At 69.3% G+C, this 20195-nt stretch carries 18 protein-coding genes; 15 read left to right on the top strand and 3 right to left on the bottom strand.

Annotated features, from left to right (window positions below; all coding sequences use genetic code 11):
• Positions 1-6: 6 nt before the first annotated feature.
• The gene (locus AC1RGU_RS17920; protein WP_492697139.1) at positions 7-1035 is read right to left on the bottom strand and encodes a hypothetical protein; all 1029 of its coding nucleotides are present in this window, start codon (positions 1033-1035) and stop codon (positions 7-9) included.
• An 84-nt stretch (positions 1036-1119) separates the two neighbouring features.
• The gene (locus AC1RGU_RS17915) at positions 1120-1332 is read right to left on the bottom strand and encodes a hypothetical protein (RefSeq protein WP_307637437.1); all 213 of its coding nucleotides are present in this window, start codon (positions 1330-1332) and stop codon (positions 1120-1122) included.
• Positions 1333-1811: 479 nt separating this feature from the next.
• Here AC1RGU_RS17915 and AC1RGU_RS17910 point away from each other — a divergent pair, with 479 nt between their 5' ends.
• The 4 genes from AC1RGU_RS17910 (at position 1812) to AC1RGU_RS17895 (ending at position 7097) form a co-directional block, all read left to right on the top strand.
• Complete coding sequence (locus AC1RGU_RS17910; protein WP_492697137.1) at positions 1812-2963, top strand: DUF2827 domain-containing protein; 1152 nt, start codon at positions 1812-1814, stop codon at positions 2961-2963.
• Positions 2960-4126 carry a DUF2827 domain-containing protein gene (locus AC1RGU_RS17905; RefSeq protein WP_139702454.1) on the top strand — a complete coding sequence of 389 codons (1167 nt, stop codon included), beginning with the start codon at positions 2960-2962 and terminating at the stop codon, positions 4124-4126. The genes AC1RGU_RS17910 and AC1RGU_RS17905 overlap by 4 nt, the downstream gene beginning before the upstream one ends.
• Before the next feature lie 11 nt (positions 4127-4137).
• On the top strand, positions 4138-4728 hold the full coding sequence (locus AC1RGU_RS17900) for a hypothetical protein (protein WP_492697135.1): 591 nt from the start codon (positions 4138-4140) through the stop codon (positions 4726-4728).
• Positions 4729-4850: 122 nt separating this feature from the next.
• Complete coding sequence (locus AC1RGU_RS17895) at positions 4851-7097, top strand: acyl-CoA dehydrogenase (RefSeq protein ID WP_492697133.1); 2247 nt, start codon at positions 4851-4853, stop codon at positions 7095-7097.
• On the opposite strand, the gene AC1RGU_RS17890 is transcribed toward AC1RGU_RS17895, so the two are convergent.
• On the bottom strand, positions 7003-7854 hold the full coding sequence (locus AC1RGU_RS17890) for a helix-turn-helix domain-containing protein (RefSeq protein WP_159273226.1): 852 nt from the start codon (positions 7852-7854) through the stop codon (positions 7003-7005). The two genes, AC1RGU_RS17895 and AC1RGU_RS17890, sit on opposite strands and share 95 nt — an antisense overlap.
• 132 nt (positions 7855-7986) lie before the next feature.
• Here AC1RGU_RS17890 and AC1RGU_RS17885 point away from each other — a divergent pair, with 132 nt between their 5' ends.
• The 11 genes from AC1RGU_RS17885 (at position 7987) to AC1RGU_RS17835 (ending at position 20114) form a co-directional block, all read left to right on the top strand.
• Positions 7987-8400, top strand: a complete 414-nt coding sequence (locus tag AC1RGU_RS17885) for a hypothetical protein (RefSeq protein ID WP_492697131.1) — start codon at positions 7987-7989, stop codon at positions 8398-8400.
• Between the two features lie 166 nt (positions 8401-8566).
• A complete protein-coding gene (locus tag AC1RGU_RS17880) occupies positions 8567-11434 on the top strand; it encodes an aconitate hydratase (protein WP_159273228.1) in 2868 nt (955 codons plus the stop codon).
• 4 nt (positions 11435-11438) lie between these two features.
• Entirely contained in the window at positions 11439-11900 is a 462-nt protein-coding gene (locus tag AC1RGU_RS17875; RefSeq protein WP_492697129.1) for a metallophosphoesterase family protein, read from the top strand.
• Positions 11901-12021: 121 nt separating this feature from the next.
• Complete coding sequence (efeU, locus tag AC1RGU_RS17870) at positions 12022-12858, top strand: iron uptake transporter permease EfeU (protein ID WP_099795612.1); 837 nt, start codon at positions 12022-12024, stop codon at positions 12856-12858.
• Positions 12859-12870: 12 nt separating this feature from the next.
• Complete coding sequence (gene efeO, locus AC1RGU_RS17865; protein ID WP_492697127.1) at positions 12871-14052, top strand: iron uptake system protein EfeO; 1182 nt, start codon at positions 12871-12873, stop codon at positions 14050-14052.
• A 22-nt stretch (positions 14053-14074) separates the two neighbouring features.
• Positions 14075-15385, top strand: a complete 1311-nt coding sequence (efeB, locus tag AC1RGU_RS17860) for an iron uptake transporter deferrochelatase/peroxidase subunit (RefSeq protein WP_492697125.1) — start codon at positions 14075-14077, stop codon at positions 15383-15385.
• 44 nt (positions 15386-15429) lie between these two features.
• A complete protein-coding gene (gene efeO / locus AC1RGU_RS17855) occupies positions 15430-16266 on the top strand; it encodes an iron uptake system protein EfeO (RefSeq protein WP_082818180.1) in 837 nt (278 codons plus the stop codon).
• 140 nt (positions 16267-16406) lie between these two features.
• On the top strand, positions 16407-16706 hold the full coding sequence (locus tag AC1RGU_RS17850; RefSeq protein WP_070062301.1) for a FeoA family protein: 300 nt from the start codon (positions 16407-16409) through the stop codon (positions 16704-16706).
• Entirely contained in the window at positions 16699-18594 is a 1896-nt protein-coding gene (feoB, locus tag AC1RGU_RS17845; RefSeq protein ID WP_492697123.1) for a ferrous iron transport protein B, read from the top strand. The genes AC1RGU_RS17850 and feoB overlap by 8 nt, the downstream gene beginning before the upstream one ends.
• Positions 18595-18621: 27 nt before the next feature.
• Positions 18622-18924, top strand: a complete 303-nt coding sequence (locus AC1RGU_RS17840; RefSeq protein ID WP_062477175.1) for a DUF6587 family protein — start codon at positions 18622-18624, stop codon at positions 18922-18924.
• 5 nt (positions 18925-18929) lie between these two features.
• On the top strand, positions 18930-20114 hold the full coding sequence (locus tag AC1RGU_RS17835; RefSeq protein ID WP_492697121.1) for an FAD-dependent monooxygenase: 1185 nt from the start codon (positions 18930-18932) through the stop codon (positions 20112-20114).
• Positions 20115-20195 lie beyond the last annotated feature (81 nt).

Genomic DNA, 20195 nt, shown 5'->3' with positions numbered 1-20195 from the left:
CACCGCCTACAGCGGCATCTTCAGCCTGTCGACGGGCCTGAGCACGACGAACAGCAACCTGGGCAGCCTGTCGTCCTCGACCTCGACCGGCCTGAGCACCGCAAACAGCGGCATCGGCAGCCTGTCCACCGGCCTGAGCACCGCCAACAGCGGCATCAACAGCCTGTCGACCGGCCTGAGCACGACCAACAGCAATGTCGGCAGCCTCTCGTCGGGCCTGAGCACGACGAACAGCAACCTGAACAGCCTCTCGACCTCCACGTCGTCCGGCCTGAGCACGGTCACGAGCAGCGTGAACAGCCTGTCGAGCTCGGTGTCCACCGGCCTGAGCACCTCGGCCAGCCGCATCGACAGCCTGTCGACAGGCCTGAGCACGGTGGGCAGCAGCGTCGACAGCCTCTCGACCGGCCTGAGCACGACCAACAGCGCCGTCGGCAGCCTGTCGACCGGCCTGAGCACCACGAACAGCAACGTGAGCAGCCTGTCCACCGGGTTGAGCACGACCAACAGCACCGTCAACAGCCTGTCGACCGGCCTGAGCACCACCAACAGCAACCTGGACAGCCTGTCCACCAGCGTGGGCGGCGCGGCCAGCGGCCTCTCCAGCCTGTCGACCTCGACGTCGACCGGCCTGAGCACCGCCACGAGCAGCATCAGCAGCCTGAGCACGACGGTCAACACGATCAACGACAAGGGCACCAAGTACTTCCACGCCAACTCGACCAACACCGACTCCAAGGCCAGCGGTGCGGAAGCAGTGGCGATCGGGCCGCGTTCCGAAGCCAGCGGCGCCAACTCCTTCGCGGCCGGCAACGGCGCGCGGGCCACGGCCGACGGCGCGGTGGCGGTGGGCTTCGGGGCGCAGGCCACGGGCACCAACGCGATCGCCATCGGTACCGGGGCGTTGGCCACGGGCTCGCAGGCGATCGGCGCGAACTCCCGTGCCGGCGGCGGCGGCGTGGCCCTGGGTGACGGTGCGGACGCCGGCGGCACGCCGCTGAGCAAGGCGCAGAACATCGCGCAGGGCACGGCCATCGGCTTCGGCGCGGTGGTCCAGCAGACCGGCGGCGTGGCACTGGGTGCGAACTCGGTGGCCTCCCGGGCGGCGGGCGTGGCTGGCTACGTGCCGGGCAGCGCGAATGCGCAGCAGGAAGCGGCCATCAAGGCCACGACCAGCACGCAGGCGGCGGTGTCGGTGGGCGATGCGGCCAACAACCAGTTCCGCCAGATCACGGGCGTGGCAGCCGGCTCGGCCGACAGCGACGCGACCAACGTGGCGCAGCTGAAGGCGGTCTCGGCGGCTGCGAAGGCCAGCAGCGTGCAGTACGCCACCAACCCCGACGGGTCGGTGAACTACAACCAGATCACGCTGGGCACCGAGACTTCGGGTCCCGCGCGCATCAGCAACGTGGCACCGGGCGTGCTGCCGGGCGACGCGGTCAACCTGGGCCAGCTGCAGCAGGTGCAAAAGCAGGTGGGTGACGTGGCGCGCATCGCCTACTCGGGCTCGGCGATGGCCTTCGCGATGTCGGGCACCTACCTGCCCACGCTGTACCCGGGCGAGAAGACGATCGGCATCGGCATGGGTTCGTACAAGGGCTACAGCGCCGTGGCGCTGACCTTCAAGGCCCTGTCGGACGACGGCAAGATCTCCTGGGGAGCGGGCCTGAGCTCCACCGGCAAGGAGTGGGGCGTCAACGCGGGCATCGGCTGGAAGTGGAAGTAAAAGGCCACTAGGCCGACGCCCCCGGTCCGGTGGCTCCCGCGCCCTGCGCGCGGGAGCCATTGTTTTTTTGGTACACACTTCGGCCATGCGCATCGGTATTTCAGTCCTCTCCCACGCGGGGCAGAACATCTGGGAAAACGGAATGGGACAGAACGTCCTGTTCCTGGCCCGGCTGCTGCAACGCATCGAATTCGTCGAGTCCGTCACGCTCATCGACGCGGGCGACCAGCAGGCGATGCCGCCGCAGGTCGACCTGTCGGCCATGGGGCTCTCGCTGGGCCGCGCCCGCGAGCTGACCGACGCGCTCGACGTGGTCATCGAAATGGCGGGCGCGCTCGACGTGCAGTGGCTGTCGTACTTCCGCGCCTGCGGCGGACGCGTGGCCTTCCACGGCGTGGGGCAGCCCTTCGTGGCGCTGGCCGAGCCGATCGTCTTTGCCGACAAGGGGCACTTCGGCGCCACCGACCGCTGCGACGAAATCTGGCTGCTGCCCAAGGACACGGCCTTTGCGCCGATGATGCGCACGCTGCACCGCTGCCCGGTGCACGAGGTGCCGTACCTGTGGTCGCCGCAGTTCCTGGCGCAGCGCGTCGACGAGGTGCAGGCGCAGGGCTTTCGTTTCGGCTACCAGCCGCGCACGGCGCAGCAGCCGGGTTTCCGGGTGGCGATCTTCGAGCCCAACATCTCGGTCGTGAAGTCGTGCAGCATCCCGATGCTGATCACCGACGAGGCCTACCGCGCCAACCCCGAGCACGTCGCGGGGATGCACGTGCTCAACACGCTGCACCTGAAAGACCATCCGACGATGCTCTACCTGGCCAACTCGCTGGACATCGTGCGCCAGCACAAGGCCACCTTCCACGGACGGCACGACTTCGCCGGCTTCATGGTGCAGCACGCCGACGCGGTGGTGTCGCACCAGTGGCAGAACGACCAGAACTACAGCTACCTCGACGCGCTGTACGGCAACTATCCGCTGGTGCACAACTCGCCCTGGCTGCGCGACGCCGGCTACTACTACCCCGACTTCGACATCGCCGTCGGTGCCGAACAGCTGGCCGTGGCCGTGCGCGGCCACGACGCGCAGCTCGATGACTACCGCGCGCGCAGCCAGCGCGTGTTCGACGCGATCGATCCGATGCACCCCGCCAACATCGACGGCTACGCACAGCGGCTATTGAACCTGGTGGGCGGCGATCCGGCGTTCCGTGCCGGCAACGCAAAGGTGGCCGCATGAGCGACGTGCAGAACCCCACCGCAGGCCCGCGCGCGGCCGCTGCACCGACCCGGCTGAAAGTCGGCGTCTCCATCTTCATCCGCAAGGGCGAGCAGAGCCTGTGGGAGAACGGCGTCTACCAGAACTGCCTGTTCCTCGTGATGCTGCTGCTGCGCTCGCCCTGCGTCGAGCGCACGGTGCTGGTGGCCGGCGGCGGCGACGGCGGCCCGGCCGACGCCACCAACTTCCTGGCCGACTCGCCGGTGCCGATCATCGACATGGCCACCGCCGCGCAGGAGCTCGACCTCATGATCGAGATGAGCGCGCAGCTCGGGCGCGACTGGTCGGTGGCGTTCCGCGAGCGCGGCGGAAAAATCGTCTCGATGCGCGTGGGCAACGACTACGTGATCGACATCGAGCGCATGACCTTCAACAAGCCGCACGGCATGCTGGTCAGCGGCGCACCGTACGACGAGGTGTGGACGCTGCCCGAGTACGAAACCTCCTGCAAGCCGTACTTCGCGAGCACCTTCCGCGCGCCCACCAAGCTCATGCCGCACCTGTGGAGCCCGATGGTGGTCGAGAAGGCGATGGCGCGCGGCGCCGAGGGCAAGCGCTTCGCCTACGAACCGGGGCGCAAGCAGTGGCGCGTGGCCATCTTCGAGCCCAACATCTGCATGGTGAAGACCAGCTTCATCCCGATGCTGGGCTGCGAGTCGGCGCACCGCGCGCAGCCGCGCCTCATCGAGAAGATGTGGGTCTACAACAGCTTCCACCTGAAGGACAAGCCGAACTTCGTCGCCTTCGCCCAGAGCCTCGATCTGGTGCGGCACGGCCTGGCGACTTTCGAAGGGCGCTTTCCGCTGTACCAGGTGCTGCCGGGCGCCATCGACGCGGTCTTTGCGCACCACTGGGAGAACGCGCAGAACTACCTCTACTACGAGGCGCTGTACGGCGGCTGGCCGCTCATCCACAACTCGCACCTGATCGGCGACTGCGGCTACCGCTACCACGGCTTCGACTGCGAGGAGGGCGGGCAGGCGCTGCGGCGCGCGTTCGCCGAGCACGACGCGAACCTGCCGGCCTACCGCGAGCGCGCCCGCGCCCTCATCGCGAAGCTCGACCCGGAAGGCGAGGAGAACGTGCGCCTCTACTCGGCGGCTATCGAGAGCCTCTACGCGTGAAGGCGACACCGATGAACGTCCTCGCCCGATCCACCGTTGTAGCCTGCACGCTCGCGATGGCCGGCAGCGCGCTCGCGCAGGGCGTGCTGGCCCCGCCCGCGGCGCCGCAGGACACGCTCACGCGCGCCGCCGCCAGCGTGGGCGTGCAGCGCTGCCTGCCCGCCATCACGCGGCTGGCCACGCTCACCGTGCAGGGCAGCCGCGCGCACGACGTGCTGCTCGACTGGGACCGCAAGCGCCCCGACGCCGGCCCGGTGTTCTCGCTGGTCGGCATCCAGTACCCGAACGCGGGCGTGGCCGCGTCGATCACCGCCATTCCCGACGACAGCGGCGCGTGCACCGTGGCGGCCGAGCGCATCTCGGTGGCGCCCTTCACCTGCGCCAGCGTGGCCGAGCAGGAACTGAAGAACTACAAGCGCACGCCGCTGCTGCCGATCTACACGGTCTACACCGACGACAAGGAGCCGACCTCGTCGGTCTCGCTGATCGATTCGCCGCCGGGCTGCCTCGTGATCCGCCGCTACGTCGAGTACGGCTGGCGCGATCCGAACGCACCCGTGCCGGCCGCCGCGCCGGCCGGGCAGGCGCCCAAGCGCCGCTGATCCCCTAGGGCGCGCGAGCCCGTCTCCGACACGCGTGAACGCCCTTGACCGGCCCGGTGCGGGCCGGTGCCGTCCAAGAATGGACGCATGCCGTGCGCTCCGGTGCGGCGCAAGGAGACCCCATGCCACTGGCGACCCTGATCGGCCGATGGGCGATGCAGCCTTTCTCCAAGGCCCTGCCGCCGCTGGGCGACACCGAGCGCGCCGCGCTGGAGGCCGGCACGGTCGGGTTCGAGGGCCAGCTCTTCGCGGGGCGTCCCGATTTCGATGCGCTGACAGCCGCCGGCCCCAACCAGCTCAGCGCGCGCGAAGAAGCCTTCCTGGCGAACGAAGTGCCCGCGCTGTGCCGCATGCTCGACGACCACGCCATCGACCAGGCGCACGACCTGCCGCCCGAGGTGTGGCGCTTCCTGCGCGAGAAGCGCTTCTTCGGAATGATCATTCCCGAGGCCTTCGGCGGTCTGGGCTTCGGGCACTACGCGCATGCCACGGTGGTGGCGCGCATCGCGAGCGTCAACGTGGCAACGGCCGTCACGGTGATGGTGCCCAACTCGCTCGGGCCGGCCGAGCTGCTGCTGCGCTACGGCACCGACGCGCAGAAAGACCACTACCTGCCGCGCCTGGCCGACGGCCGCGAGCTGCCGTGCTTCGGCCTGACCTCGCCCTACGCGGGCTCCGACGCCGCCGCCATCCCGGACCGCGGCGTGCTCGTCGAGCGCGAGTTCCAGGGCCGGCGCACGCGCGGCTTCCTGGTCGATTTCGACAAGCGCTACATCACGCTCGCGCCGGTCGCCACCGTGGTCGGGCTGGCGTTCCATGCCATTGACGAAAGCCAGCGTGAGCTGGGCATCACCTGCGCGCTGATTCCCGTGCCGCACGAGGGCATGGAGATCGGCCGGCGCCACCGCCCGATGGACAGCGCCTTCATGAACGGCCCGATCCGCGGCCGGCAGGTGTTCGTGCCGATGGATTGGGTCATCGGCGGCGAGCCGCAGGTGGGGCAGGGCTGGCGCATGCTGATGGAATGCCTGGCCGCGGGCCGCGCCATCTCGCTGCCCGCGCTGGGCTCGGCGATGCAGCAGACCGCGCTGTACGTGAGCAACGCCTACGGCCAGATCCGCGAGCAGTTCGGCCTGCCGGTGGGCAAGTTCCATGCGGTGGCGGGGCTGGTCGCGCAGATGTCGGCGCAGCTGTACGCGACCGATGCCGCGCGGCGCTTCACGGCGGCCGCGCTCGACAAGGGCGAGCGGCCCAGCGTGGCCAGCGCGATCCTCAAGGTGCAGCTCACCGAGGCCGGGCGGCGCGCGGTCAACCATGGCATGGACATCCTCGGCGGCAAAGGGATCATCTCGGGCCCGTCGAACCTGCTCGGGGTGGCCTACCGGCAGGCGCCGATCGCGATCACGGTGGAGGGCGCGAACATCCTCACGCGCGCGCTCATCGTGTTCGGCCAGGGCGCGGTGCGCTGCCACCCGCACGTGCTCGACGAGATGGCGGCGGTGCAGGCCAAAGACGAAACGGCGCTGGGCAAGGCGCTCATTGCGCACGGCCGGCATGTGGCGCGCAACCTGTGGCACAGCCTGTTCGGCGCGCCGGTGCTCGGCGATCCCCCCGAGGCGCTGGCGGCCGAAGCGCGGCTCATCGCGCGCATGAGCGCCAAGTACGCGCTCACCGCCGACCTCGCCATGGGGCTGCTCGGCGGCAAGCTCAAGCGCATGGAGCTACTGTCGGCGCGGCTGGGCGATGTGCTGGCCCACCTGTACCTGGCGAGCGCCTGCGTGTGGCGCTACCGCGTCGATGCGGCGCCCGAACTGCTGCCCTTTGCGCAGGCGGCGATCCGGCTGCAGCTGGACGAGGCCGGCAAGATCCTGCGCGACCTGTACGCCAACCTGCCGACGCCGGGGCGGCGCCTGCTCGGCGCGCTGGTGCTGCGCCGCACCGCGCACCTGGCACCGTTGCGCGATGTGCAGCTGATGGCGCTGGCCGAGCTGCTGCGCACGCGCCCGGACGTGGTCGCGCGGCTCGTGCCCGATCTGTCGGAGCCCGGACCGGGCGGCCTGCGCGACCTGATGCAGGCGATGGCGCTCGGCGCGCAACTGGGCGAGGAGACGGCCGCGCTCAACAAGGTGCTGCGCCGCACGCGATCGCTCGACGAGGCCGCGCGCTCGGCCAGCGACCCCGCGCTGGCGCTGGCCTACCTGCAGGCGGCCGACAAGGTCATCCAGGTCGACGACTTCGAAGGGCCGGCGCGCAACGCGGACGGCAGCGCCGGCCTCAGCGCGCCTGCTGCGCCGCCAGTGCCGTCAGCGCCGCCGCCGTCTGCTCGTCCGCCGGAAAGAACGACTCCACCGCGAGTTCCTGCAGCGTGACGTCCACCGGCGTGCCGAAGATGGTGATGGTGCTGATGAAGCTCAGCACGCCGCTGGGCATCACCACCTGGAACGGCACGGCCACCGCCGACAGTGCGGTGTCGAGCAGCGGCGCGTCGTGGCTCACGGCCGGCGGCGGGTAGCCCTCCAGCTCGTCGTGCAGCGCCTGCAGCACGGTGTCGCCGGTGGCGGCGATCTGCTGCTGCAGCCGCTCCAGCAGGTGCGTGCGCCATTGCGCCAGGTTTGCGATGCGCGGCGCCACGCCCTCGGGGTGCAGGCTCAGGCGCAGCACGTTGATGGGCGGCTTCAGCAGCTCGGCCGAGCAGCCTTCCATGAGCAGCGGCACCAGCGCGTTGTGCGCCACCAGGTTCCAGTGGCGGTCCACGGCCAGCGCGGGGAAGGGCTCGTGGCCCTTCAGCACGAGGTCGATGGCGCGGCGCGCCGAGGCCATGGCGGGGTCGTCCAGCGAGCGCTGGCGGTACATGGGCGCGAAGCCGGCGGCCACCAGCAGCGCGTTGCGCTCGCGCAGCGGCACGTCCAGGCGCTCGGCCAGGCGCAGCACCATCTCGCGGCTGGGCGCGGCGCGGCCGGTTTCCACGTAGCTCAGGTGGCGGGTCGAAACCTCGGCCTCCTGCGCCAGGTCGAGCTGGCTCAGGCGGCGGTGGGTGCGCCAGTGCCGCAGGTGGGCGCCGAACGGATCGCGCGCGCCGGGCAGGCCGGCGGCGGCCTTGGACGAATGGGTGCGGGGGGTGTTCATGGAGCCGCATTCTGGCGCGGCGGCGGCGCGGCGCCATGACCTCCCAGGTCATCGACGCGATCCACGCCCGGCGGAATCATCGACCCCAACGCAGCAGGACTGGCCTGCCGCGTACCCACCCAGGAGATCCACATGTCTGTTTTCGCTTCCCCCCGCTTCCTGTCGAACGTGATGTGGGCCGATGCCGCTTCGTGCGCCGCGACCGGCGCGCTGCAGGTGGCGTTCACCGACGTCCTTGCCTCCCTGACCGGCCTGCCGGCCTGGCTGCTCATGGGCACCGGCGTGTTCCTGCTGGCCTACGCCGCCGCCGCCGCCTTCATGGCCAGCCGCCGCACGCCGCCGCGCACGCTGATCGGCCTCGTGGTCGTCGGCAACTTCGCCTGGGCCGTGGCCTGCGTGGCGCTGCTGGTGAGCGGCGTGTTCGCGGTCACCGCGCTCGGCACGGCCTGGGTGCTGGCGCAGGCGTTGTGCGTGGTCGTGCTGGCCGAGCTGCAATGGACCGGCCTGCGCCGCACCCGGGCCAGTGCCCAGATGGCGATGGCCTGAACGCCTGACGACCGTCCGCTCCACGCCCGCCGCACCCCGTGCGGCGGGCGTTTTCGCTATGAGAACGATAGTTCCGGGAGAGCCCGACAAGGAAGACCGACTACAGCCACTGACATCGAACCTCGCTATCCTTGAGAGGCTTCCACGAACACACAGGAGTCTTCTCATGGCCAAAGCCCCGGCGCACGCGTTTGCGTCCACCCTCAAGACCTTCAAGACCGCGTCGGGCAAGTCCGGCAAGTACTGGTCGCTGAAGGAACTGGCCAAGCAGTACCCCTCGGTGGAGCGCCTGCCGGTGTCGATCCGCATCGTGCTCGAGTCGGTGCTGCGCAACTGCGACGGCCAGAAGGTGTCGGCCAAGCACGTCGAAGAGCTGGCCCACTGGGCGCCCAACGCCGAGCGCACCGACGAAATTCCCTTTGTCGTCACCCGCGTGGTGCTGCAGGACTTCACCGGCGTGCCGCTGCTGGCCGACCTGGCCGCCATGCGCAGCGTGGCCGCCAAGCTGAACAAGTCGCCCAAGACCATCGAGCCGCTGGTGCCCGTCGACCTGGTGGTCGACCACTCGGTGATGGTCGACTACTACGGCACGCCCAAGGCGCTCGACCTGAACATGAAGCTGGAGTTCCAGCGCAACAACGAGCGCTACCAGTTCATGAAGTGGGGCATGCAGGCCTTCGACACCTTCGGCGTCGTGCCGCCGGGCTTCGGCATCGTGCACCAGGTCAACCTCGAGTACTTTGCGCGCGGCGTCTACAAGAGCCCGGCCGACAAGAGCGACACGCCGGTGTACTACCCCGACTCGCTGGTGGGCACCGACAGCCACACCACCATGATCAATGGCATCGGCGTGGTCGGCTGGGGCGTGGGCGGCATCGAGGCCGAGGCTGCCATGCTGGGCCAGCCGGTCTACATGCTCACGCCTGACGTGGTGGGCTTCGAGCTCACCGGCAAGCTGCGCGAAGGCGTCACGGCCACCGACCTGGTGCTGTACGTCACCTCGATCCTGCGGGCCGAAAAGGTGGTGGGCAAGTTCGTCGAGTTCTTCGGCCCCGGTGCCGCGTCCATCGCCGTGCCCGACCGCGCCACCATCGGCAACATGGCGCCCGAGTACGGCGCCACCATGGGCTTCTTCCCGGTCGACGAGATGACCGTGGCCTACTTCGAAGGCACCGGCCGCACCAAGGAGGAAGTGGAGCGCTTCGCCGCCTACTACAAGGCGCAGGGCCTGTTCGGCATGCCCGCGCCGGGCGACATCGACTACACCAAGGTCGTCAAGCTCGACCTGGGCACCGTCTCGCCCAGCCTGGCCGGCCCCAAGCGCCCGCAAGACCGCATCAACCTGGGCGACCTGTCGACCAAGTTCGCCGAGCTGTACAGCAAGCCCAACGACGCCAACGGCTTCAACCAGCCGGCCGACAAACTCAAGCAGCGCTACGCGCTGACGCGCGAAGGCCAGAGCGGCGACACCGAAGTGCCCCCGCCGCCGCCCGGCTCGCCGCGCCCGGTCATCGAGATGGTGGCCAACCGCTCGACCAAGGCCGCGGCCCACACCAGCGCCACGGCGCCGTCGGCGCCCAAGGGCGACGTCACCATCGGCAACGGCGACGTGCTCATTGCGGCCATCACCTCGTGCACCAACACCTCCAACCCGAGCGTGATGCTCGCGGCCGGCATCCTGGCCAAGAAGGCGGTGGAAGCGGGCCTGAAGGTGCAGCCGCACATCAAGACCTCGCTGGCCCCGGGCTCGCGCATCGTCACCGAATACCTCGAGAAGGCGGGCCTCTTGCCGTACCTGGAGAAGCTGGGCTTCTACCTCGCGGGCTACGGCTGCACCACCTGCATCGGCAACGCCGGCGACCTCACGCCCGAGATCAATGAAGCCATCACCAAGAACGACCTCATCGGCGCGGCCGTGCTCTCGGGCAACCGCAACTTCGAGGCGCGCATCCATCCGAACCTGAAGGCCAACTTCCTGGCCTCGCCGCCGCTGGTGGTGGCTTTTGCCATCGCGGGCAACGTGATGACCGACCTCATGACCCAGCCCGTGGGCAAGGGCAAGGGCGGCAAGGACGTGTACCTGGGCGACATCTGGCCCACGCCGAAGGAGATCGACGACAACCTGCGTTTCGCGATGAACGCCAAGTCGTTCCGCGCGAACTACGAGAAGGTCAAGAGCGATCCGGGCAAGTTCTGGACGAGCATCAAGGGCACGACCGGCCAGGTGTACGACTGGCCCACCTCGACCTACATCGCCGAGCCGCCGTTCTTCGAAGGCTTCCAGATGCAGCCGCACGCGTCGGACGCGGGCATCCAGGGCGCGCGCGTCATGGCGCTGTTCGGCGACTCGATCACCACCGACCACATCTCGCCGGCCGGCTCCATCAAGGAAAGCTCGCCCGCGGGCATCTGGCTCAAGGCGCACGGCGTGCCCAAGGCCGACTTCAACAGCTACGGCTCGCGCCGCGGCAACCACGACGTGATGGTGCGCGGCACCTTCGCCAACGTGCGCATCAAGAACCTGATGATTCCGCCGGACGCCAACGGCACGCAGGAAGAGGGCGGCGTCACGCTGTTCCAGCCGGGCGGCGAAAAGATGTTCATCTACGACGCCGCCATGAAGTACATGGAAGCGGGCACGCCCACCATCGTGTTCGGCGGCGAGGAGTACGGCACCGGCTCGTCGCGCGACTGGGCCGCCAAGGGCACGCAGCTCTTGGGCATCAAGGCCGTGGTGGCGCGCAGCTTCGAGCGCATCCACCGCGCCAACCTGGTCGGCATGGGCGTGCTGCCGCTGCAGTTCCGCGGCGCCGACTCGTGGCAGACGCTGGGCCTCACGGGCGAGGAAAAGATCGACGTCGTGATCGGCGGCGAACTCAAGCCGCAGATGGACGTGAAGCTGGTCGTGCACCGCGCCGACGGCACGCACCAGGAGGTGACGGTGCGCCTGCGCATCGACACGCCGATCGAGGTCGACTACTACAAGCACGGCGGCATCCTGCCGTTCGTGCTGCGGCAGCTGCTGGCGGCCTGATCGCTTGATCCGCGTCGGGCTCATCTCCGACACCCACGGCCTGCTGCGCCCGCAGGCCGTGGCGGCCTTGCAGGGCAGCGACTTCATCGTGCACGGCGGGGACATCGGCGACGCCGGCATCCTCGACGCCCTCGCGGCGATCGCGCCGCTGACGGTGGTGCGCGGCAACAACGACCGTGAGGCGTGGGCCGGGGCCATTCCAGAGACGGCATTCCTGAAGGTCGGCGACGCGTATGTCTACGCGATCCACGACCTTTCTCAGATCGACATCGACCCCGCCGGTGCCGGCGTGCGTGTCGTGATCTCCGGCCACTCGCACCAACCCAAGGTCGAAGAACGCGACGGCGTGCTCTACGTCAACCCGGGCAGCGCCGGCCCGCGCCGATTCAAGCTGCCTATCGCCGTGGCCGAACTGATCGTCGACGGCGACACCGTCAGCGCGCGCATCGTCGAACTGCCCTTGTGAGCGGGGCGGGGTCGAATACCCCTAATTGAGAATAAATCTTATTTGATGGGGTATCCTCGGGCCGTTCTTTGAAAAATGCACCATATCGGGGCATTTTCAAAGGACGTTCTTCTGTTCCGAGATGCTCATTCCCTTTCTCATCATGCTGCGCGAAGGCATCGAGGCCGCGCTCATCGTCGGCATCGTTGCCAGTTACCTGAAACAAAGCGGTCGCGGCGTGCTGATGCCCGCGGTGTGGGTCGGCGTGCTGCTGGCCACCGCGCTGTCGCTGTTCGCCGGCGCCGGCCTGCAACTGCTGGCGGCCGAGTTTCCGCAGAAGCAGCAGGAGCTGTTCGAAGGCGTGGTGGGGCTCATCGCCGTGGTCATGCTGACCACGATGGTGTTCTGGATGCGCAAGGCGGCCCGCTCCATCAAGGGCGAGCTGCACGCGTCGATCGACAAGGCGCTGGCGCAGCATGCCGACGGGCAGGGCTGGGCGCTCATCGGCATGGTGTTCCTGGCGGTCGCGCGCGAGGGGCTGGAGTCGGTCTTCTTCCTGCTGGCCGTGTTCCAGCAGAGCACCGGCTGGGAAGCGCCCGTGGGCGCGCTCGCGGGCATCGCCGTGTCGGTGGTGGTCGGCTGGGGCATCTATTCGGGCGGCGTGCGGCTCGACCTGCGCCGCTTCTTCCGCTTCACGGGCCTGTTCATCCTGCTGGTCGCGGCCGGGCTGCTGGCCGGCGTGCTGCGCAAGCTGCACGAGGCCGGCGTGTGGAACCAGCTGCAGACCGTGGTGTTCGACATGAGCGAAACCCTGCCGATGGACAGCCCCGTGGGCGCCGTGCTGTCGGGCCTGCTGGGCTACCAGGCCGCGCCCGTGGTGGGCGAGGTGATCGTCTACCTGGCCTTCCTGGCCGTGGCCCTGTTCTTCTTCCTGCGCCCGGCGGCTGCTGCGGCGCCGCGCACGGCGACTGCCGGCTGATCTTTTTTCCCGATGTCTTCTTCCTCTTCTTCTTCGTCATCGACGCTCATGCGCGTCGCCGTGGGCGCCTCGGCGCTGCTGGTCGTCGCCGGCCTCGCGGCCTTCTGGTACGCCTCGAATGAGGCGCGCAAGGCGCCGCCCAAGGCGGTCGACCATGCCGTCACCGTCACGATCCGCGGCAATGCCTGCGAGCCGAACGAGATCACCGTGCCTGCGGGGCGCACGACCTTCACCATCGTGAACCAGTCGAACCGCGCGCTCGAATGGGAAATTCTCGACGGCGTGATGGTGGTCGAAGAGCGCGAGAACATCGCGCCCGGCTTCTCGCAGACCATGACGGTCAAGCTCTCGCCGGGCGATTTCGCCATCACCTGCGGCCTGCTGAGCAACCCGCGCGGCAAGCTGCACGTCACGCCGTCGGCGGCCTCGCTGGCCGAGGAGGCGCGGCCCTCGCTCGTCAACTACGTGGGCGCGCTGGCCGAGTACCAGGTGTTCCTGCGGCTGGAGGCCGCCACGCTCGACGACGCAGTTCGCGCGCTGGCCGATGCCGTCAAGGCCGGCGACCTGGCGCAGGCGCGCGCGCTCTACGCACCGGCCCACCAGGCCTACAAGCGCATCGAGCCGATGGCCGAGCTGTTCGCCGACCTCGACGCGCGCATCAACGCCCGCGCCGACTACTTCGAGAAGCGCGAGGCCGACCCGGGCTTCAGCGGCTTCCATCGCATCGAGTACGCGCTGTACGGCCAGGGCGACGCGAAGGCGCTGGCCCCGGTTCTCGACCAGTTGCTGGCCGACACCGAGACGCTGCAGGCGCGCCTGCGCGAGTTGAGCGTGCCGCCCGAGCGGCTCGCCAGCGCCGCCTCGAAGCTGCTGCGCCGCGTGGCCGACAACCTGCCGGCCGGCGGCGAAGACCACTACGGCCATGCCGAGCTGGTGAACCTGCAGGGCAGCTACGAAGGCACGAAGAAGATCGCCGACCTGCTGCAGCCGCTGCTCGTGAAGGCCGCGCCCGCGCAGCAGAAGGCCGTGGACGAGCGCTTTGCCGCCTTCGACGCCGCATTGGCGCCGTACCGCGCCGGCGAAGGCTTCCAGCCCGCGCCGCTGGACGACGCGCAGCGCCAGGCGCTGGCCGTGCCGGTGCGTGCGCTGGCCGAGGAACTGGGCAAGGTGAACGCCGCGCTCGGTCTGGAATGAGTTGAGAGAGAACGACGACCCCATGGAACCGACGAAGAAGAACGACCCCGTCGCGGGACATCCCGCCTCGCCGCACCGCCGCCGCATGCTCGGCGCCGCAGGCGTGGCCTTTGCCGGGCTCGCCGCCAGCGCGCGTGCCGGCGCGGCCATTCCGGGCGCGCCCGACGCCGGCGCGCAAGTCACCGACGCCCCGCAGAGCACCCACACGCAAGACCGCGTGCCCTTTCGCGGCAAGCACCAGGCGGGCGTGGTCACGCCGCGCCCCACGGCCGGCATGATCGCCTCGTTCTACGTGCTGGCCGAGAACCGCGCCGACCTGGAGCGGCTGATGCGCACGCTCACCGAGCGCATCGCCTTCCTCACGCAGGGCGGTCCGCAGACCGATCCCGACCCCAAGCTGCCGCCCGCGGGCTCCGGCATCCTCGGCCCGGTGGTGCAGCCCGACGGGCTGACCGTGACGGTGTCGGTCGGTGCCTCGCTGTTCGACGAGCGCTTCGGCCTCGACAAGAAGAAGCCGCTGCGCCTGAAGCCGATGCAGCGCCATCCGAACGACGCGCTCGATGCCGCGCTGTGCCACGGTGACCTGTCGATCCAGTTCTGCGCCAACACGCCCGACACCAACATTCACGCGCTGCGCGACATCATCAAGAACACGCCCGACCTGCTGGTGTTGCACTGGAAGCAGGAAGGCTCCGTGCCGCCGATCCCGGCCGTGGCGGGCCAGCCGGCGGAGAGCGCACGCAACTTCCTCGGTTTTCGCGACGGCTCGGCCAACCCCGACTCGGCCGACGACACGCTCATGAACAAGCACGTCTGGGTGCAGCCGAACGGCGACGAGCCCGCCTGGGCCGTGGGCGGCAGCTACCAGGCGGTGCGCATCATCCGCAACTTCGTCGAGCGCTGGGACCGCACACCGCTGCAGGAGCAGGAGGCCATCATGGGCCGCCTGAAACCCAGCGGCGCGCCGCTGGACGGCGGCAAGACCGAGCATGACGTGCCCGACTACACCAAGGACCCCGAAGGCAAGGCGACGCCGATGGACGCGCACATCCGCCTGGCGAACCCGCGCACCAAGGCCTCGGACGCCAACCTGATGCTGCGCCGGCCCTTCAACTATTCGAACGGCGTCACCAAGTCGGGCCAGCTCGAAATGGGCCTGCTGTTCATCTGCTACCAGGCCGACCTCGAGAAGGGCTTTGTCGCCGTGCAGACGCGCCTCGATGGCGAGCCGCTCGAGGAATACATCAAGCCCATCGGCGGCGGCTTCTTCTTCACGCTGCCCGGCGTGCAGGGCACCGACGACTGGCTCGGGCGCAGCCTGCTGGCCGCCTGATCGCTCCCTTTTTCATCACCACCGCACCGCATCCAAGGAGATCCATGACCGTGCAGTTCCGCCGCCGCTTCCTCGCCGCTTTCGTCGCAGGCTTTGCCGGGCTCTACGCCGTCGGCGCGCAGGCCGCCGTGTCGCCGCTCGAGCTGGTCGGTCCGATCTCGGACTACAAGATCTACGTGACGCAAAACGTGCGCAAGCTGGCCGCCGACGTGCGCGTGTTCACCGCCGCCGTGAAGGCCGGCGACATCGAGAAGGCCAAGAAGCTCTACGCGCCCACGCGCACCAGCTACGAACGCGTGGAGCCCGTGGCCGAGCTGTTCACCGACCTCGACCAGTCGATCGACTCGCGCGCGGACGACCACGAGAAGGCCGAGAAAGACCCGGCCTTCATCGGCTTCCACCGCATCGAGTACAGCCTGTGGACGCTCAAGAGCACCAAGGACCTGAATCCCGTGGCCGACAAGCTGCTGGCCGACGTGCTGGAACTGCAAAAGCGCCTGGGCGCGCTGACCTTCCCGCCCGAGAAGGTCGTGGGCGGCGCCGCCGTGCTGATGGAAGAGGTGGCCGCCACCAAGATCTCCGGCGAGGAAAACCGCTACAGCCACACCGACCTGTGGGACTTCCAGTCGAACTTCGAGGGCGCCTACAAGATCGTCGAGCTGCTGCGCCCGCTGGTCGTGAAGCAGGACAAGCCGTTTGCCGAGAAGGCCGACGCCAACTTCAAGGTGGTGTTCGACACGCTGGCCAAGTACCGCACGGCCGACGGCGGCTTCGAAACCTATTCGAAGCTCACCGAGCGCGACCGCAAGATGCTGGCCGGCCGGGTGAACACGCTGGCCGAAGACCTGTCCAAGCTGCGCGGGATGCTCGGACTGAACTGAGTCCGGCCCCGGGGGACGCGCTCATTTCCGGCTGACCCGGGACTTTTTGGGGTTGGTCAGGTTTTCGCGAGTGAGAATTGCTAGCATCTGGCTTTTGCTTACTGGCGTGCCCCGGGGTTTCCGGGGGGCGCACCTCCACCGTGCGAAACAACGACCTCGGCGCAGCGCCGACCACCACCGCGCTGAGCCTCGACCAGCTTCCGTCCCATCAGTGGGCCACCGTGCTCGACGTGGCCCGCCCCGACAGCGCGGACGACCGCGAGCTGGTGCTGCGCCTGACCGAAATCGGCTTCGTGCCGGGCGAGGCCGTGCGCATCGTCGCCACGGGCACCCCGGGCCGCGAGCCGCTGGCCGTGCGCCTGGGCCACACCACCTTCGCGCTGCGCCGCCACGAGGCCGCGCTGATCCACGTCACGCCGGGGGCCGCGAACCATGGTTGAAGCCGTCATCCAGGGGCCGGGCCGCCTCGGCGCCACCGCGCAGCCCGCGCGCATCGCGCTGCTGGGCAACCCCAACTGCGGCAAGACCGCGCTGTTCAACCTGCTGACCGGCAGCCGCCAGAAGGTCGCCAACTACGCCGGCGTGACCGTCGAGCGCAAGGAAGGCACGCTGCGCACGCCCACCGGCCGCCGCGTGTTCGTGCTCGACCTGCCGGGCGCCTACAGCCTGAACGCGCTGAGCGCCGACGAAGCCGTCACGCGCGACATCGTCACCGGCCAGGCGCAGGAAGCGCTGCCCGACCTGCTCGTGTGTGTGACCGACGCCACCAACCTGCGCCTGAACCTGCGGCTGGTGCTCGAAGCGCGCCAGCTCGGCCTGCCGATGGTGGTGGCGCTCAACATGACCGACATGGCCAAGAAGCAGGGCATCGCGGTCGACACCGCCGTGCTCTCGCGCGAACTCGGTGTGCCGGTGATCGAGACCGTGGGTGTCCACACCGGCGGCGCGAAGAACCTGCTCGAGGCGCTCGACGCACCGGTCGCCGCCGCGGCGCCCCAGCCCTGGAAGGCGCCCGGCCTGGACGACGTGCTCGCCACGCAGCGCGAGGTGCGCCGCATCCTCGGCCTGGCCGTGAAGGAGCCCGTGGGCAGCCTGGACACCAGCGACCGCATTGACCGCGTCGTGATGCACCCGGTGTGGGGCATGCTGGTGCTGGCGGTCACCATGTTCCTGATGTTCCAGGCCGTGTTCAGCTGGGCCAACGTGCCGATGGACGCCATCAAGGCCGGCACCGAAGGGCTGGGCAACCTCATCAAGACGCACATGCCCGAAGGCATGCTGCAGAGCCTGCTGGTCGACGGCGTGATCGCGGGCGTGGGCGGCGTGATCGTGTTCCTGCCGCAGATCCTGATCCTGTTCCTGTTCATCCTCGCGCTCGAAGACTCCGGCTACCTGCCGCGCGCGGCCTTCCTGCTCGACCGCCTGATGGGCACCGTGGGCCTGTCGGGCCGCTCGTTCATTCCGCTGCTGTCGAGCTTTGCCTGCGCCATTCCGGGCGTGATGGCCACGCGCACCATCAGCAACTGGCGCGACCGCATCACGACCATCATGATCGCGCCGCTCATGACCTGCTCGGCGCGGCTGCCGGTGTATGCGCTGCTCATCGCGGCCTTCATTCCGGCGCGCGAGGTGGGCGGCATCTTCAACCTGCAGGGCGTGGTGCTGTTCGCGCTGTACGTGTTCGGCATCGTCTCGGCGATGGCTGTGGCCTGGGTGATGAAGCGCTTCCGCGACAGCACGAAGCACTCGCCGCTCTTGATGGAGCTGCCGGCCTACCGCTGGCCGAACCTGCGCAACCTGGCGCTGGGGCTGTACGAGCGGGCGTGGATCTTCATCCAGCGCGTAGGCACGATCATCCTCACGCTCACGATCCTGCTGTGGTTCCTGTCGACCTTCCCGTCGCCGCCCGAAGGCGCGACCGGCCCTGCCATCCAGCACAGCCTGGCCGGCATGATCGGCCGCGGGCTGGAGCACATCTTTGCGCCCATCGGCTTCAACTGGCAGATCTCCATCGCGTTGGTGCCGGGCATGGCCGCGCGCGAAGTCGCGGTGGGCGCGCTGGGCACGGTGTATGCGCTCTCGGCCACTGGCGACGACGTGGCCAGCGCGCTGGAGCCGCTCATCGCCGGCAGCTGGTCGCTGGCGACCGCGCTGTCGTTGCTGGTCTGGTACGTGTTCGCGCCGCAGTGCATCTCGACGCTGGCGGCCGTGAAGCGTGAAACCGGCTCCTGGAAATACGTGTGGATCATGGCGGGCTACTTATTCGCCCTGGCATACGTGGCATGCTTCTTGACCTATCGCATTGCACTCGCTTTCGGCGCGGGGTAAAACCACAGGGAAAGGGTTGAAGAAGACATGACACAGCAACTGATCGTCGGATTGATCGTCGCGGCCGCCGCGCTCTACGCGGTCTGGCGCTGGATGCCTGCCGGCTGGCGCCGTGGCGCCGCGCGCAAGTTCGCGGCCGGCACGCAGCGCGCGGGCCTCATCGATCAGGCCCGCGCCGATCAGCTTGCCGCCTCGCTGGCCAAGACCTCGGGCTGCGGCTCGTGCGACAGCTGCGGCAGCTGTGCCCCCAAGAAACCCGCTGGCGCCGACCCGGCCGACAGCCACAGCAGCCCCGCGCTGACCTCCACCACGCCCAGCACCGGACGCTGAGTCCGATGCCCGCGCACATCCTCGTCGCCGGGGGCGGGATCGGAGGGCTGGCCACGGCGCTGGCGCTGTCTCGCGCCCACCACCGCGCCGACGTCTTCGAACAGGCCACCGACTTCGGCGAAATCGGCGCTGGCGTGCAGCTCGGCCCCAACGCCACCCGCCGCCTTCAACAACTCGACCTCGGCCGCGGCCTCGCAGCCATCGCGGCGCGCCCCGAGGCGCTGGTGGTCCACAGCGCCGGCAGCGGCGCCGAACTGGCCCGCATGCCGCTGGGCGATGCCATGCAGCAGCGCTACGGCGCACCGTACTGCTGCGTACACCGCGCCGACCTGCACACGCTGCTGCTCGATGCCGTGCGCGCGCAGGGCACGGGCTCGCTGGTCACGGCCGCGCGCATCCGGCAGGTCGAGACCAGCGACGACCTCGTCTGCGTCTCGAGCACCGACGCGCGTGCGTGGGAGGGCGAGGCGCTGGTGGGGGCCGATGGCCTGTGGAGCCTGGTGCGGGCGCAGCTTGAATCCGCATCCGCCGAAGCGCCGCCGCGCGTGACGGGCCACACGGCCTGGCGTGCGTTGGTGCGTCAGGCCGACCTGCCTGCGGCGTTGCGTCGTTCGCGTGTGGATGTGTGGCTCGGGCCGCGTTTGCATGCGGTTGCGTACCCGGTGCGCGCGGGGGATGCGCTCAACGTCGTCGTGATTGCCGAATCTGCACCCGCGGGTGATGCGCGCGATTGGGATCAGGCCAGCAGCCTTGTGGCCTTGAAGCAGGCGATGGGTCGCAGTTGTGCGAGTCTGCAGGCGCTGCTCGATGCGATGCCGAGTTGGCGCGCCTGGACGCTGAGTGACCGTGCGCCCGTGGCTGGGCCTGGCGACATGGCGCACGAGCGCGTGGCGCTGGTGGGCGATGCTGCGCATCCGATGGTGCCGTACCTCGCGCAAGGCGCTGGCATGGCGATCGAGGATGCGGTCGCTTTGGCGGATGCCCTGGGCGATGCCTCGGCGTTGGGTGTGCCGGCTGCGTTCGCGCGCTATGCCGAGGCGCGCTGGGAACGCAACGCGCAGGTGCAGGCGAGGGCGCGTCGCAATGGCGAGATCTTTCATGCCACGGGTGCGGTGCGCTTCGGGCGCGACATGGCGATGCGCTTGCTGGGCTCCCGGTTGCTCGATCAGCCCTGGTTGTACGGCGGCTGATTCAGGGCGCGTGCCCAGGCCACCGGGTACTTCCCTCCGCGAATGTCCCCCGGGGCTTCGCCCCTCCTCCTTGATTTCGCT

It is taken from the genome of Variovorax sp. GW823-FHT02B07, assembly GCF_058797695.1.
This window is presented reverse-complemented; position numbering and strand designations above follow the sequence as displayed.

What these genes read in the sequence shown, in the direction of transcription:
- AC1RGU_RS17885 (WP_492697131.1), top strand. Translation starts at nt 7,987, where the DNA reads ATGTCTGTTTTCGCTTCCCCCCGCTTCCTGTCGAACGTGATGTGGGCC.
- AC1RGU_RS17900 (WP_492697135.1), top strand. Translation starts at nt 4,138, where the DNA reads ATGAACGTCCTCGCCCGATCCACCGTTGTAGCCTGCACGCTCGCGATG.
- AC1RGU_RS17905 (WP_139702454.1), top strand. Translation starts at nt 2,960, where the DNA reads ATGAGCGACGTGCAGAACCCCACCGCAGGCCCGCGCGCGGCCGCTGCA.
- AC1RGU_RS17890 (WP_159273226.1), bottom strand. Translation starts at nt 7,854, where the DNA reads ATGAACACCCCCCGCACCCATTCGTCCAAGGCCGCCGCCGGCCTGCCC.
- AC1RGU_RS17910 (WP_492697137.1), top strand. Translation starts at nt 1,812, where the DNA reads ATGCGCATCGGTATTTCAGTCCTCTCCCACGCGGGGCAGAACATCTGG.
- efeO (WP_492697127.1), top strand. Translation starts at nt 12,871, where the DNA reads ATGTCTTCTTCCTCTTCTTCTTCGTCATCGACGCTCATGCGCGTCGCC.
- AC1RGU_RS17840 (WP_062477175.1), top strand. Translation starts at nt 18,622, where the DNA reads ATGACACAGCAACTGATCGTCGGATTGATCGTCGCGGCCGCCGCGCTC.
- efeU (WP_099795612.1), top strand. Translation starts at nt 12,022, where the DNA reads ATGCTCATTCCCTTTCTCATCATGCTGCGCGAAGGCATCGAGGCCGCG.
- AC1RGU_RS17895 (WP_492697133.1), top strand. Translation starts at nt 4,851, where the DNA reads ATGCCACTGGCGACCCTGATCGGCCGATGGGCGATGCAGCCTTTCTCC.
- efeB (WP_492697125.1), top strand. Translation starts at nt 14,075, where the DNA reads ATGGAACCGACGAAGAAGAACGACCCCGTCGCGGGACATCCCGCCTCG.
- AC1RGU_RS17835 (WP_492697121.1), top strand. Translation starts at nt 18,930, where the DNA reads ATGCCCGCGCACATCCTCGTCGCCGGGGGCGGGATCGGAGGGCTGGCC.
- AC1RGU_RS17880 (WP_159273228.1), top strand. Translation starts at nt 8,567, where the DNA reads ATGGCCAAAGCCCCGGCGCACGCGTTTGCGTCCACCCTCAAGACCTTC.
- efeO (WP_082818180.1), top strand. Translation starts at nt 15,430, where the DNA reads ATGACCGTGCAGTTCCGCCGCCGCTTCCTCGCCGCTTTCGTCGCAGGC.
- AC1RGU_RS17920 (WP_492697139.1), bottom strand. Translation starts at nt 1,035, where the DNA reads ATGGCCGTGCCCTGCGCGATGTTCTGCGCCTTGCTCAGCGGCGTGCCG.
- feoB (WP_492697123.1), top strand. Translation starts at nt 16,699, where the DNA reads ATGGTTGAAGCCGTCATCCAGGGGCCGGGCCGCCTCGGCGCCACCGCG.